Origin of the sequence: Streptomyces sp. NPDC058650, assembly GCF_042717315.1 — a bacterium.
Classification (GTDB): domain Bacteria; phylum Actinomycetota; class Actinomycetes; order Streptomycetales; family Streptomycetaceae; genus Streptomyces.
This window is the reverse complement of the sequence record NZ_JBHXRL010000013.1, coordinates 201884-216523: the sequence shown is the minus strand read 5'-3', so window position 1 is coordinate 216523 and position 14640 is coordinate 201884. Positions and strand designations below refer to the sequence as shown.

Here is a 14640-nt window from a genome sequence, read left to right as displayed (position 1 = left end):
GGTGGGCGGCTGGAGGATCGCACCGCTCATCGCCGCGTGACCGCGCGGCTCGAACATGAGCAGCGTACGGAGATGGTCCAGGTGCTCGATGAAGTACAGCCGGCGCTCGGCCATCGTGGCACCGGGGATGACCCCGACACCACCGGTGATCACGCGCGTGGGCATGCCCTCGGTGTGCGAGTCGACGGCATGGAAGACATGACGCGTACGCATGGAGTCCCTTTCAGACGTACGGACGGATGGAATGTCGTGCGTCGGAGCTCACGCGTGCCCCTCCGCGAGGGCCTTCTCGGTCGCGGCGCGCACGACGGCGTCCTGCGCCGGCTCCAGCGGCGGACGGGGCGCCCGGGTGGCTCCCCCGTGACGTCCGGCGAGGTCCATGGAGAGCTTGATCGCCTGGACGAACTCGACCTTGGAGTCCCAGCGCAGGAGCGGGTGGAGGGACTTGTAGAGCGGGAGCGCGACGTCGAGATCGCCGGCGACGGCGGCCCGGTAGAGCGTGGCGCAGCTGCGGGGCAGGGCGTTCGGATAGCCGGCGATCCAGCCGACCGCACCGGCGAGGGCCAGCTCCAGGAGGACGTCGTCGGCGCCGATCAGGAGGTCGAGCTCCGGGGCGAGCTCGGCGATCTCGTACGCCCTGCGGACGTCACCGCTGAACTCCTTGACGGCGACGATGCTGCCGTCGCGGTGCAGGCGCGCCAGCACGTCGGGCGTGAGGTCGACCTTGGTGTCGATCGGGTTGTTGTACGCGACGACGGGCAGGCCGACGGCGGCGACCTCGGCGAAGTGGGCGCGCACGGCCCGCTCATCGGCGCGGTAGGCGTTCGGCGGCAGGAGCAGGACCGACGCGGCCCCGGCCTCGGCGGCCTGCTCGGCCCAGCGACGGGACTCGGCACTCCCGTACGCGGACACACCGGGCATGACCCGCGCCCCGTCACCCGCGGCCTCGACGGCGGTACGGACGACCCGGCCGCGCTCCTCGTCGGTCAGGGTCTGGTACTCACCGAGGGAGCCGTTCGGGACGACCCCGTCGCACCCGTTGGCGATCAGCCAGGCCACGTGCTCCGCGTACGCGTCGTAGTCGACGGAACCGTCGTCGCGCAGGGGGAGGGCTGTGGCGACCATGATGCCGCGCCATGGATGGGCACGGTGGGCAGGGCGCGCCGGGGCATGCTCGTGGGCCATGAAGGAACTCCCTTAAATGGTGTGTGACATTTTACCGATCTGCGGTAACGCCACAAGGGGGTGACTGCCATGGCCAGACGAGCGCGCCCTTACGGAAAAGCGGGGCCGACCGACGGCGCGAGAACCGCGCGCGGCACGTTCCTGGGGTGGCCCGGGCGCTTCCACTCCCTCGGGTAGCCGACCGACACCTCCTCGAAGCGCACGCCGTCGTGGACGGTGGTCCGGGGAATGTGGAGGTGACCGTAGACGGCCACCGCGGTGTTGAACCGGCGGTGCCAGTCCGCCGTCCGTTCCGTCCCGCACCACTGGGCGAACTCCGGGTAGCGCAGGACCCTCGTGGGTTCGCGGAGCAGTGGCCAGTGGTTGACCAGGACGAGCGGGACGTCGGGGTCGCACTCCGCGAGGCGCCGCTCGGTGAGGGCCACACGTGCCGCGCACCAGTCCTCGCGGCCCGCGTACGGATCGGGGTGCAGGAAGAACTCGTCGGTGCACACCACCCCCGCCTCGTAGGCCTGCTCGAGCGACTCCTTCTTGTTCGCGGCCGTCGGCGTGCGGAAGGTGTAGTCGTACAGCAGGAAGAGGGGTGCGACGCGGACCGGTCCGCCGTCGCCCTCCCAGAGCGCGTACGGATCCTCCGGGGTGAGCACGCCCAGGCCCCGGCAGACGTCCACCAGGTACTCGTACCGCTCGACGCCCCGCAGCTGGACCGGGTCCTCGTTCGGCGTCCACAGCTCGTGGTTGCCCGGGCTCCAGATCACTCGGGCGAACCGCTCACTGAGCGTCCGCAGGGCCCAGGTGATCTGCTCGGACATCTCCCCGACGTCACCGGCCACGATCAGCCAGTCGCCGTCCGACGAGGGGCGGAGCTCTTCGACGATCCGCCTGTTCTCCTCGTGGGCGACGTGCAGGTCGCTGATGGCGAGGAGCTGCGGCCGGCGATGAGAAGAGTTGCTCTCCACGGATGACCTCTTTCCCTTTTCGCTCAGGCGGTGTCGGGCGGTATCAGGCGGTATCAGGCGGTATCAGGCAGCGTCAGGCGGTGTCGGGGCGGCTCGCGATGATCACGGTGGCGTCCAGCTCGTCGTCGGTGGCCACGCGCGCGAGCAGACCGGCGGCGGAGACCGCGGCCACGGCCTCGTCGGCCTGCCGCTCGCTCGTCTCGAACAGCAGGACACCACCGGGAGCCAGCCACTCGGCCGCCTCGGCGACGACCCGCCGCAGGACCTCCAGACCGTCCACACCCCCGTCGAGAGCCACGCGCGCCTCGTAGTCGCGGGCCTCGGCCGGCAGCAGCTCGATCTCCACGGTGGGCACGTACGGGACGTTGGACAGCAGGACGTCCACCCGGCCCTTCAGACCGGCGGGGAGGGGCTCGAAGAGGTCGCCCTCGTAGACCTCGCCTCCGGCCGGAGTGACGTTGCGCCGGGCACAGCGGACGGCGGCCGGGTCGACGTCGGCGGCGTACAGCTCGACCTCGTCCAGGGCCGCGGCGAGCGCGACACCCAGCGCACCGGAGCCGCAGCAGAGGTCGACGACGACCGCACGCGCCGGAGCGAGCTCCGCCGCCCGCCGCACGAGCGCCTCCGTACGCCGCCGGGGTACGAAGACCTCGGCGTCGACCTCGATCCGCAGGCCACAGAACTCCGCGTAGCCGACGACGTGCTCCAGCGGCAGACCGACGACGCGTCGCTCGACCATGTGCTCCAACTCCGCGGCGCCACCGGCCGCGGACATGATCATCCGGGCCTCGTCCTCGGCGAACACACACCCCGCGGTCCGGAGTCGGGACACGATGGCGGATGCGGAGTGGTCCAGCGAGGGAATCGACATGTAAACCTTCCGGACAACAGGGATCACGACGGGGATCGGAAGACACCCACGAGGGGTGAGCCGCCGAGATGAGCAAAGGCCTCAACATTATCCGACGGACTCATCTCACCCTTCGCCCCGCCCAGTTGCGGATCCGGCCGAGGCACACCCGCCAGCCGTGCGCCGGGCCGGTCCCCCACCCACGGATAGGGTGATCCGCGACGACGCCATGCTCGCCCAGGAGGTCACGAGCGGGGACAGCCGACCCCTGCCGATGCGCGTGCCGCCCTACTGCCGCTCTTCCACGACGACTTCCGCGTCCAGCTGCTGGTCACATCGACGGGATCCTCCGCGTTCCAGGGCGGGCTCCGGGAGCTCTTCGCCGACCTGGAACTTCCCGAACTGCCGTGGGAACAGGCGCTTTCGACACCGGTCGATCTCGCGATCTCCGCCAGTTTCGGTGGCGAACTGGCCCAGATTCCAGGCAATTTGTCCGTAATATCGCATGGCGTCGGATACCCTAAGAGGCTGCACGAGCCACGAGCCGACATTTGGGCTGTCGCCGGAGTGGCTTCTGGCCGAGGGCAAGCCGTTCGTCGACGGCCTCGTCCTGTCCCACCCGGCACCACTGGAGCGCCTGACCCGGGCATGCCCCGAGGCCGTGCCCTCCGCCGTACTCGCCGGCGACCCCTGCTTCGACCGCATGCTGGCCGGACGTCCCTACCGGGACAGGTTCAGGCGTGCCCTGGGCGTACGCCGCGGGCAGCGGCTCGTCGTACTGAACTCCACCTGGAACCCGGAGGGCCTCTTCGGGAGCGGCGGAGGCCAGGACGTCCTGCCCGGCCTGCTCCCCCGGCTCGCCGCCGAACTCCCCGCCGATGATTACCGGCTGGCCGCCGTGCTCCACCCGAACGTCTGGCACGGGCACGGACCCGGCCAGATCCGGGCCTGGCTGGACCGAGCCCGCCGCGCCGGGCTGATCCTGATCGACCCGGTCCACGCCTGGCGGCAGGCCCTCCTGGCGGCGGACCTTGCGCCCCCAGATGGAGCAGGCCCTGAGCGCTCGTCGTCCGGACGGCGCCGCCGCGGACTTCGTCACATCGGAGCCGGGTCGCTCGGCCACGCTGCTGCGCCGGCAGTTCTACACTCCCTGCCTGGCGCGATACATGCGAAAGAAGAACCCGATTCGGCCAGGCACGCACCTCCCCCCACCGAAGGGTCACGAGCAGGCCCTCAGACCGGCGAACCGAACGACCTGACACTCCACCAAGAACGCCGAATGGGCGTTACCGACGTTGTCTCGACACCCTCTCGAGACAACACCCGTAACGCCCACGACGCGCATCACGCGCACCCGCGAGACTCCAGGTCAGGCGTCCTTCTTCACCGGCTCCAGGATCGCCACGCACTCCACGTGGTGGGTCATCGGAAGCATGTCACCCGGGCGTACTCAGAGAAAATCGCAGGTCAGGTCCGTCTCTCGTCTCCGTCTTGGGGCCACCAGTCGCTGAGAGCGTCAAACGAGCGTCACGGCGGACGCCCAGTGATCCCAGCAAGGAGTGCACCAGACGCCGTCCCCGTGGTCAGGTTCAGGCTTCGGCCCTCACACGAGGGAAGCATTGATGCTCATCAGCGTCGATCGTTTGGGACGCCCCATGCAGGCGGCACCTTGCCCAGGAAGCGGATAACGTACTCCCCGCTTACTTCGTTCCGGCCACCGGAAGTACGTACTCACCGGCGAGACGCGCCAGGTGCAGCGGGAGAGGCCGGGCGAGCGGCGGGTAGTCGTCGTGGTAACGCAGCTGGTGCGCGAGCGTCGCCCACTCCGCCGGCCGGTCGGGCGGGTCACCCGCCCGCCCGGAGTCCGTCAGCGCCTTCTCCGACAGACAGCCGAGCACAGTGATCTCCAGTTGCCCGGGGTTCCACGCGGTCTTCCCGGGCGCTGTCCGGCCCTGTGCCGTGGGCACCAGCTTCATGAGCCCCTTCGGCAGTTTCGCCACCGTGTGCGGCTTCGAGGCCGTACTCGCGAAGACACGGCCCCCCGTATCCGCCGTCCCCCACACACCCTCGGCGAAGCCGACCCCGTCCTCGGTGTCGTGGGCGTACCACTCCGCCACTTCACCCCGGGCGTTGGCGTCCCGTACGAGCAGCACCCGCAGGTCGTGGCCGTAGAGCGTGTGCCGCTGGGCGGGTTCGGCCCCGAAGCCGAGCGTGTCGCGGTCCAGTGCCCCGTTGCGCAGGCCAGGCCAGCACTGGCGCAGATTGCCGGCGTCCGCCAGCAGCAGCGTCGGACGGTCGCGGAGCTGGAAGAGCAGTGCTCGGATCTGCCGCTCGGTCTCCCGCTGCCTGTCCTGCTCCACGCCCGGGCGGGCAGCGGGCCGGGATCCTCCCGGGACTGCCGAGTCATCGACGAGCTTCCCCGTGCCGATCTCCTTCCCTCCGCTCGCCGCCGGTTCCCGTGCCTGGGAGAGCAGCAGCAACAGCTTCGGATACGGCACCCATTCGGCTCGTTCTGCGTCCCACCCCTCGATGACTCCCGATCCGTCCCCGGGGCGCACCCGCACCGCCACCAACCGGTGGACGGGGCATCGCGTGGGCCCCTTCCTGGTGTGGCGTACGAGCCAGAGCGCCGCGTACTGAAGGTCGCCCGGAATGCCGGCTCCCACCCGATGGGCGGGCGGGCTGATCGCGCCCAGCTGCCGGAAGGCGTCCAGCCAGGTCCACCTGGCCCGGTGTTCCAGAGCGCTGTCGGTGTCGTCGGGCGAGTTCACGAACTGGGTCAGCCGTCCCTGCCGTGCCCAGGCGATGCGCAGCGCGTGCTTGGGGTCGGAGTCCGGGACGGCGGCGAAGCGCTCCTTGCCGGCGATCTCCGTGATCACGACTCCGGCCCCGCCGAGGAGCGGGTCCGCCCGGTCCGCCACGAGCCCGCAGCGCCCTTCGATGGCCTCGGCCAACCGGACGGCCCTGAGGCGCCCGCGGGCTCGGGTGGTCGGCAGGGCGTCGGCCAAGGGTCCCGCGGGCCGGGCCCGGACGCGGATGTCGACCCCCTCGCACTGCCACTGCCAGGTCTCCCCGTCGGCCGACGGCACTTGCTGCCCGGCGGGAAGACCAATGAGCTTGGGCAGCTCGGCGAGCAGCGCCGCACGGGTTTCCGGGGACTGCCAGAAGACGTCGATCTCCAGGGGGCGGCCGTTCAGTGCGCGTGTCAGCGCCACCCGCCGTTGCAGAGCCAGCTGGGCGTCGCGGACGCCCGGGCCGCGTCCGGCGCCGGAACGGGGCAGCAGGGAGGGTGTGTTACTCCGGGAGACGCGCGTGAGGTCGGGGACCCGGGTCAGCAGGGGGCGCAGCCCTTCCTCGACCCAGGCGTCCAGATCCGCCCGCTCCCGTGGCATCAGCCCGGGTCCGACCTCGTGCGGGCCGATCGACGGGTGGTAGACGATGCCGGCGGCCACGTCCCCGGAACCGTTGATCCAGCGTTCGGGGTCGGAGAAAAGCGCTTCGGGCCGGGGATAGTTGCGCACGATGTCCAGCTCGGGCACGAGCGGTGCGGGGCTGTGCCGGCGCCAGGCCAGTTCCTTCGACCGCCGGTCGTAGCCCAGCGTGTTCACCATCAGCCGGTGGCCCCGGTCCGGCCCTTCCGGCCACGGCAGTGGAGCGTCGAGCAGGACGGTCGTACCGCCGAGCTGGTGGGGGCGTACGTCCAGTCGGGTGGCCCACCGGCGTACCTGGGTGGACACATGGACGCGGAACCGCGGGGCGAACGGCACGGTGTGGACGGTGATGGTGAGGCAGGCCGAGTAGTACCAGGTCTGCCGACGGCGCTCGTATCGCTGAGGCGGCCAGGAGACGAGTCGCGCGCCGTCACCCGAGCTCTCGACGCGGAAGTGGAGCGGGGTGCCGCCCGTGCGGAACGTCCGGGTGGCCAGCCGGAAGGCGATCCACTCGGGCAGCAAGCTGTAGAGCCGCGCGGCGGGTTCGGCGGTTCCGCCCGCCGAGAGCACGCTCTCGGCGAGGTCGACCGGTTCCGTCTCCCAGTGGGGCAGACGTGCCGTCTCGGCCGGGTCACCGGAGCGGAGCCTCTCTTCGAGATCGGCGCCCTCCGAGTCGTCGTCCTCCCGGTACATGCCCGCCGCCCAAGCTCCTACCACCGGGGCCAGCACGTCCGGCGGGACGGCTTCCCGCGCGTAGAGCCACGGCAGACGGCCGTCCGTCCCGGCGTTGCGGCCGGTCGCGATGACGCCTGGCGCCATTGCCTGGAGCAGGGAGTTGAGCCTGCGCACGGGGAGCCGGTGGGGGTGGACGGAGTTCTTGTCCGCCTCGGCATGCATCCCGGTGAGCTCGGCGTGCAGGTCCTCGCCGAGCCGCAGCACTTTCATCTCCTCCCGCCAGGGTCCGTGGAGCGGGTCGGGTTCGTAGGCCGCGACGCGAATGTGGTGGTACACGGAATTACCTCCTGGGACAGGGGCTCGGTACTTATGGGTGGGCGGGTACGGCGGCAAGCAGGCGGGTGAGCATGCTGCGCAGTGGCGCGTACAGGGCGCGGACGATGAACTGCTCCTCCGCGGTCGTCGTGCCGCCGTCGAAATACGGGTCCAGGACGGCGAGGACGCTGTGCAGCAGACTGGATTCGGGGGTGTCGGGCCGCGCCGGTACGGCGCCGCGGTTGGGGGCGAAGGCGGCGTCGACGAAGACCACCCGGGCCGGTACGCCACCGCGTACCAGTCGCCCGATCACCTGCCACAACAGGACCAGCATGTCCCAGGTGACCTGTTCGCGTACGTCGTCGTCGAGACGGCTCCACGCCATCGAACGGGCGAGTACCTGGTACCAGTACGAACGGGCGAGGCGGCGGAACTCCTCCGCTCCTTCCTCGACGGTGGGTTTTCCCTGGACCAGGGTGGCGAAGTCACCGCCGGTGACGGCGCGGACGACCCAGTCATTGATGGCATTGACGGCCAGGTGGAGGTCCTCTGGGTGCGGATGGGGCCGTGCCAGGAAGTAGACCGTGCCGATGGCCGCCTCGTCGTCCTCGTTGAGGATGTTGTGGCCGCGTTCCAGCGCGAGCAGGGGCGCCACCAGGATGTCCGCATCGAGGTCCTTCAGGTGCTCGACGTCGCCCCGGCGCAGTGATCGGGCGTGGTAGGCGGACGGCGCCTCGTCCTCCGCGGTGATTTCCTCGTCGTCCGACACCAGGCACAGCACCTTGTTGCGCCAGCGGACGTTGAGGTTGTGCAGTGTGTCGGCCACCACACGCGCCTCGGCATAGCTGCCGACCAGCAGAAGGATCTGGTCGCGCCCTGGAGGAAGAGAGAGCAACTCCTGCTGGAGCGGACCACCTTCAGTGACCTCGTACTCGTCTCCGCCCTCACCTAGATGGCACGCGATGCGGCGCAGCTTCTCCGGGCGGTCGTCCGGATGGGTTCCCGACATGCGCAGTTTCTCGTCGCCGTCGTCGATGAACTCGAAGCGCATGGAGCTCTCGTTGGCGATGCGTTCGGTCACCTCGGCCGGCGGTTCGATGACCACACCGACCGGGACGCAGACGTGGTAGCGGCTGGACGCGCCCGCCCAGCTGCTGCCCGACATGAGCAGCAAGTGGGCACCGGGCCTGCCGTCGACGGAGGTGAGATCGGGGATGGCGCGCAGCAGCTCACGTCCGACGCCGCTGCACCGGAAGAAGGTCAGTTCGCCACTGCGGACTCCGCCCTTGTCCTCACCCGGGACCCGGAACTGGAAGCCGAGCACGTTGCCCATCGGGGCCTCGGGCACCATCGGTCCGTAGTCGAGCGGCCGGCGGTACATCGTGTTGAATCCCAGGCTGAGGGCGGCCTCGACGCGGGGCCACATGGCGTTGATCATGGCGAGCCGTGGTTCCAGGGCGCTGAGCAACAGTGTGAACTCGAAGCGCTCCGCGAGTTGCTTCCGCCATTCCTCGGGAGTCTGGGGCGGAGGCTTGGGCTTCCTGCGGCGCCCGCGCTTCTTCTCCTGCTCCTCCTCCTCGCGCCGCCACTTGTCGTACGCCTCTTGGTACTTCCGCTGCCGGGCAGCCATGTACTTCGGGTCGATGGCGAAGACCTTGTCCATGACCTCGGTGAGGCGGCGCCGGGTGTTCTCCGGGTTTCCGGTGTGGAGCAGTTCGTTGAGGAGGGCGGTCAGCCGGCTGAAGTCCTCCTCCGTCCTGCGGTGACGGTCACCGAAGGGGTTGTCCCGGAACGCGTCGAGCAGTTTCCCGAGAGCCTCCCGGGGGGCGTGATGAGGGTGGTCCGGACCGCTGTCGTCGGGGAGTTCGTAGCGTTCGTCGAGGAGCCCTAGTTGGAGCGTCCAGGCACTGAAGTAGCCCGTCCGCACCCACTTGCGCAGCTCGTACCCGGCGACGAGCATCGCGTACAGCCGGTCGGTGGCCGCGCCTGCGGTGTTGAGGGCGGCGGCGAAGGTTTCGACGTCCCGTTCGGAGAGCTGGGTGCGTCCGCCGGCCGCGAGTTCCCGGATCTTGTGCCGGCTCAGATGGTCGATGAGGCCCTTGTCCTCGTCGCTGGCGAGGACCACGGCGGGTGCGAAAGTCCGGTCGAGCTGCATCTGGACACGGTCGGCCTCGTCGATGATCACGAGGTCACTACGGCGGCAGGCGATTTCGAGGAAGCGGATGCGCTCGCCGTTCTGAGCGCGGGGCGGCGAAGCGTCGATCAGCCCGGCCGGCGTGGCCACCCAGATCAGGGCGTCGACCAGGGTCCGAGCTCCGTGGTGACGGGGACAGGCGGACCAGTACGGGCAGCTCGTCACCCTCTTCTGCCACGCGGAGTGCCGTCCGTCGCTCGGGTCACGCCGCAGGACCGAGGGGGGCCGGAGCCGGGAGCAGGGTGCCTCACCGTAGGCGAGTGGTTCGGTCGTCGACGTGGCGCCCTGCCGTCTGACGTTGAGCAGGCAGGACGTGCCGAGGTAGGCGAAGGCGGGGTCGTCGTGGGCGAGCAGTCGGTGCTCGCCCCGGCCCGCCAGCCGACGGTGCAACCGCTGGGCGTGCCGCTCACGGCCCGAGGAGCCGAGCACGGGTGCGGCGGCGCCGTCGGTGTAGAGGTCGTAGAGCCGTACGAGCTTCAGCACCTCCGCGACATCGGTGACGACGATGGTGGTGCGCTTGCCCAGCTTGGCGAGATGGACGGCGATGATGTCGCGCAGTGTGCTCTTGCCGGCGCCGACGATGCCGAGCAGGTGCTGGATGCCATCGACCGTGAAGGCGAAGTCCTCGTCCTTCCTCGCCTTGTGGAAGATTCCGTTCTCCTTGGTGGACAGGTCGAACGACCGTAGCCGCTCCAGCCACCGTGGTGCCCGGCCCTTGCCGGAGCGAGCGTGCTGGGCGTCCATCTCCGCCGCCGTGCGTTCCAGGTCCTCCCTGGTGAAGATCAAGGGCTTGCCGCCACCGGCCGGTTCCAGGTCCATGTCGTGGGCGACGAGGGGGATGTGGGGGACCGGCGGCAGGTCGACGACGGCCATGGTGCGACTGACGGGGAAGGCGTGCGGGCCCTGACCCGCGACCGGCAGCCGCTTGCCCGCCAGCGGCGGTGCGGCACGCAGCAGTTGTTCGTAGACGGAGCAGCGGTCGCCGGCGACGGAGAGGTCGCGGCGGGCAGCGGGTGTCTCGGCGTCCGGTACGTCGTAGGCGCGCACCCTGGGGTCGAACCTCTGGTAGGTGTCCAGCGCCTCGAGCCAGGTACGGCTCCGGCGCAGCGTCCACAGCGAGTACCTGGCGATACGCAGGGTCTTCGCCGCATCGGATGGCAGCAGTGCCCGGTGCGCCTCGGCGAACCCGTACCCGCTGAACAGCACCCAGGCGCTGCCCGCGGGGCTGCCCGGCATCATCTTCTGCTGGAGGTACAGGCCGAGTTCGACCTGGCAGAGGGCTTCCAGCGCGGGCTGGGGCACGGAGGACCCCAGAAATGCTTCAAGCGCGTTGAACACGTCGGTCAAGGGCGGGGTGATACTACGCATCGTCCTTCTCCTCTCGCCGGGCCCGTCCCAGGTCAGGCACGAGGTCCATGGGGGTGGTGAGCACCAACCGGTCCCGCAGGAGCGCGGGAAGGGCGTCGGTGAAGGCCTGCCGGTAGCCGTCCCGTCCGGCGAGCGCGTCGGGGACCACGACGAGGGTGCGGTCCGCGAGGGGTGTGTTGTCGGTGAGATGGGCTGCGAGGAGCGCCGGCTGCAGGCGGTCGTACACCTGGATGTCCACGATGCGGGGGCCGGTGTCCCTGAGCCGGTAGGCGGGCAGAAGACCGGGCAGGGGTTCGTACGCGACTCCGGCGCGCTCCAGTGCCTCCCGGGCGGCTTCGTCGGTGCGGTGCGGCAGTACGAGGTACCACCGCAGCGAGCACTGCAGGATCCACGCCTGGTCCGGCTCACGGATGAGCCGCGGAGGGGCGTCGCGCGGGCAGTCCTCCCCCTCGCACCAGACTTCCGCGCCGGAGCCGGACGGTCCGGGTACGGGCACGGCACTGTCCCGGGGCAGCGCGGGGAGCCTGCACGAGGGGCAATACAGGAAGTCTCCGTCGACGAGCAGGAACTCGGGCAACGGACCATAGAGGCTCTTGACCCGGCTCCAGACCGCCCTGTTCCAACCCGGCGCGAAGCGGTCCTGCTGGTGGATGACCGGGTGACGCGCCAGGAACGCCCGGCACTGCCGGTAGCGCTCCTCCGTTCCACTCCGCGCGTGCAGGTCCCCGAGAAGCGCGCGGGCGTGGCCCGCCACGCCTCCGTCCGATCCGTGCGAGGCCACCTCGAGACACGACCGGGTCGGCATCCGGCCGACCCGGTGCACCAGCGTGGTGCCCGGCGAGACCAGGGAGGAGGGGACCGCGAAGAGTGGGTCGCCGGACGGCCTGGTCCGGCACCACTCCCACAGCTCCGGAAGACTCCTCGGCGGCGCCTCCCCCGCATCGAGGCAGCGCATCACCGTGTGATCCAGCGCCCGCTGGGCGAGGCCGGGATAGGGCAGGGTGAAGGAGCGGAGCCCTTGGACCTCGGAGAGAGCCGCCACCATGCGGGCGAGTTCGCCGAAGAGGTCGCTACCCACGCCCTCGGGCGCCTCGCCGGCGTCCGGCCGATCGGCCCGGCCGGCCGACCCCGCCCTCATGCCGCGGCCTCGCTGACGGACGACGCCGTGCACCAGCGGGCCACTTCGCACCGCTCGCAGGAGCGTCCGGGCCGGGCCGCGTACTGGTCGTCCCCGTGCCAGTCGGCCACCATCGCCCGCAGTACCTTCTCGGCGGTGACCCGATTGGCCGGGGCGAAGGGATCGATGATCTCCAGGTCGGCGCCGCCGGGGCGCAGCACCTCCAGCTCGACCCGGGCGCGGAACGGATCACCGCCCAGGTCACCGCGGGCGATCAGCACGACAGCCAGGGCCAACTGCGGATAACGCTCCAGCAGAGGGCGGTCGGACCGCCGATCGGTGACGGAGGTCTTGGTCTCGCGCCACACCCATGACCCGGCATCCCGGTAGAGCAGGTCGGGCGCGGCCCGGACCACCACGTCGGCGGCGGTGTCGTGCCGCACCACCCGGGGCTCGGTCCGCACATCCGTACCGTCCCCGACGTACCGCAGCGGACAGACCGCGGCGTGCCGCCGCAACAGCAGGGCGCCGAGTGCGCGTTCGTGTGCGGGCAGGTCGAATCCCTCTGGTACCCACTCCTCGGGGACCTCGACCGTGCAGGGCCGAGGCGATCCGTGGGAGTGCCGTTCGGCGAGGTAGGCGTGCAGCGCTCGGCCGCGCTCGGCCGTCACCTCGCGTTCGACGGAATCCGCCGTGGGCAGGTGCAGCCGGCGCATATGGTCACGCGCCGGGCAGGCTCGGTAGGCCCGCCCGTTGGTGACCGACCAGGTGCGGCGGGGCCGGTCGTGCGCCTCGATGCCCAGCAGTCCGGACGCTGTGCGCAGGGCCGGGCACACCGACAGGTAGGGGCATCCGCCACAGGCGGACCCCGGGCGGTATTCCCGTCCGTCCAACACGCCGGCCAGGGCAGCGGGGCCGTGTTCGCGGTACCGGGAGCGCGCCTCTTCCCGGCTTCCCGCGAAGAGTTCCCGCGTACGGCCATCGAAGAGCGCGAACTCCACGATCCGTACGTGCTCCGGCAGTGGTCCGGGGGCGCCCTCGGCGAGCACCAGGGCGACGGCCGCGGTGAACCCGTCGGGCGGCAGGTCCCGGAGGCGGTGAACGGGCAGACGAAGTTCGCGGTAGGCACCGTCCGGGGAGGCCAAGCAGCGGCCCCACACGGTGAGGCGGTACTCCTGGGCGTCGCGCGGGTCGGGACCGGACGGCCGGTAGCGGTACGTCCACGGCTCGGGCACCTCGTGCAGCGGGCGTTCCGGGTCGAGGGGGAAGGCCGCCTCGTACATCTTCACGCCGTGCTCCGACCAGGTCCGCAGACCGTCGTGCAGAGGCCCGGTACGTGTCCGGGGCGGGCGGCCGGCAGGCCCCGAACGGATGTCGCAGGCAGCCATGAAGGGACCCAGGGTGAAGTGCTCCAGCCGCTCACGGCGGCGCGGTACGGGGTCGGTGGTGTGGTAACCGCGGGTCTTGAGAGCGTCAGCGGCGGGGCATCGGAATTCTCCCCCCTTGAACATTCCGGCGGATACCGTGATGACGTCGGAGGTGCGGGTCACCCCGTCGGGGGGCAGCCATGGCTGCGACATTTCATGCTCCATTTCCGTACGGAGGAAAGGTGGATGGCCATGAGGGAGATCGAGGAGATCGGGGATGTGGAGAAGCGCTACGAAGTGCTGGACATGGTCGGCGACGGCGGCCAGGGCGACCTTTTCCTCGGGCGTGATCGCAACAGCGGGCAGAAGGTGGCGTTGAAGCTTCAGAAGGCCCGGGACCTCGGACCCGAAAGCGCCTTCCGCTCGGCCGGCATGCATCTCGTCAAGGAGGGAGCACACATGATGATGCTGTCGGGAATCCAGGCGATCCCCGAAATCATCGCCATGGGGACACACCGACGACGCCGATGCCTGATCATGGAATTCGTCGAGGGTCGCCAACTGCACAACGTCTTGTGGGCGGCCCAGCCTGTTAAGCATCCAGGGATCATCGCGTCCGTCATCGGCCAGTTGTGCGAAATCCTGGCGGAAGTCCACGACCGGAATCTGGTGCACTGCGACCTCAAACCCGAGAACGTCATCGTGCAACCGGACGGTCGCCTCCGGCTCATTGACATGGGCCTCGCGGTCGTGGCGGGTGAAGAGACTGATTGGGCACGTGGCACCCGCGGTTGGGCCTCTCCCGAGCAGTCCGACGCCTGCCCGGCAGGGCGGCTGACACGACGGGCCGACATCTTCGGACTCGGCTGCATCCTGCTGGAGATGACCGTGATGCGGCTGCCCTACGGCGGGCTCGAAGAGCTGGCGGAAGCGGGTACCCCGGTGCTGCCAGCCGACCGGCTCGCCGCACTGCCCCCGGAGTTCGCCTCCCTGGCACTGTGGATGGTCCGGTGGGAGGCGGCGGAGCGCCCGGCGGACGTCCGTGAGGTGTTCGACCGGCTCCGGCCGTATCTGCCCCGGCTCGGCTCGCGACGGCCACCGAAACGCTTGCGCCCGGACCCGACCGAGTACTACCGCACGCATCCGCCCCGCCTTTGAGTGTGAGCCGACGGCCGCCGA

The 14640-nt window shown here is 70.3% G+C and carries 9 protein-coding genes; 1 reads left to right on the top strand and 8 read right to left on the bottom strand.

Going from position 1 to position 14640, the window contains the following annotated elements; translation table 11 throughout:
• The 8 genes from ACFWWU_RS23685 to ACFWWU_RS23650 form a co-directional block, all read right to left on the bottom strand.
• A partial coding sequence (locus ACFWWU_RS23685) for a proline racemase family protein (RefSeq protein ID WP_384147813.1) occupies positions 1–213 on the bottom strand: 213 nt, incomplete at its 3' end.
• 48 nt (positions 214–261) lie between these two features.
• On the bottom strand, positions 262–1185 hold the full coding sequence (locus ACFWWU_RS23680; RefSeq protein WP_384147812.1) for a dihydrodipicolinate synthase family protein: 924 nt from the start codon (positions 1183–1185) through the stop codon (positions 262–264).
• An 89-nt stretch (positions 1186–1274) separates the two neighbouring features.
• Positions 1275–2144 (bottom strand): metallophosphoesterase family protein, encoded by an 870-nt coding sequence (locus ACFWWU_RS23675; RefSeq protein WP_384147811.1) that lies wholly within the window; start codon positions 2142–2144, stop codon positions 1275–1277.
• Positions 2145–2217: 73 nt separating this feature from the next.
• Positions 2218–3015, bottom strand: coding sequence for a putative protein N(5)-glutamine methyltransferase (locus tag ACFWWU_RS23670; RefSeq protein WP_384147810.1), 798 nt, complete (start codon positions 3013–3015; stop codon positions 2218–2220).
• Between the two features lie 1679 nt (positions 3016–4694).
• Positions 4695–7436, bottom strand: a complete 2742-nt coding sequence (locus tag ACFWWU_RS23665) for a pPIWI_RE module domain-containing protein (protein ID WP_384147809.1) — start codon at positions 7434–7436, stop codon at positions 4695–4697.
• A gap of 31 nt (positions 7437–7467) precedes the next feature.
• Positions 7468–10977: a hypothetical protein gene (locus ACFWWU_RS23660; protein ID WP_384147808.1), complete on the bottom strand. Its 3510-nt coding sequence runs from the start codon at positions 10975–10977 to the stop codon at positions 7468–7470.
• The gene (locus ACFWWU_RS23655) at positions 10970–12055 is read right to left on the bottom strand and encodes a hypothetical protein (RefSeq protein ID WP_384147807.1); all 1086 of its coding nucleotides are present in this window, start codon (positions 12053–12055) and stop codon (positions 10970–10972) included. Before ACFWWU_RS23655 ends, ACFWWU_RS23660 begins: the two co-directional genes overlap by 8 nt.
• Before the next feature lie 56 nt (positions 12056–12111).
• A complete protein-coding gene (locus tag ACFWWU_RS23650) occupies positions 12112–13674 on the bottom strand; it encodes a PD-(D/E)XK nuclease family protein (RefSeq protein WP_384147806.1) in 1563 nt (520 codons plus the stop codon).
• 39 nt (positions 13675–13713) lie between these two features.
• Here ACFWWU_RS23650 and ACFWWU_RS23645 point away from each other — a divergent pair, with 39 nt between their 5' ends.
• Positions 13714–14619, top strand: a complete 906-nt coding sequence (locus ACFWWU_RS23645) for a serine/threonine-protein kinase (RefSeq protein ID WP_384147805.1) — start codon at positions 13714–13716, stop codon at positions 14617–14619.
• The last annotated feature ends 21 nt before the right edge of the window (positions 14620–14640 follow it).

Bases quoted from the DNA above. Each gene is read 5' to 3' on its own strand.
- ACFWWU_RS23645 (WP_384147805.1), top strand. From the start codon at position 13,714: ATGAGGGAGATCGAGGAGATCGGGGATGTGGAGAAGCGCTACGAAGTG.
- ACFWWU_RS23680 (WP_384147812.1), bottom strand. From the start codon at position 1,185: ATGGCCCACGAGCATGCCCCGGCGCGCCCTGCCCACCGTGCCCATCCA.
- ACFWWU_RS23650 (WP_384147806.1), bottom strand. From the start codon at position 13,674: ATGTCGCAGCCATGGCTGCCCCCCGACGGGGTGACCCGCACCTCCGAC.
- ACFWWU_RS23660 (WP_384147808.1), bottom strand. From the start codon at position 10,977: ATGCGTAGTATCACCCCGCCCTTGACCGACGTGTTCAACGCGCTTGAA.
- ACFWWU_RS23670 (WP_384147810.1), bottom strand. From the start codon at position 3,015: ATGTCGATTCCCTCGCTGGACCACTCCGCATCCGCCATCGTGTCCCGA.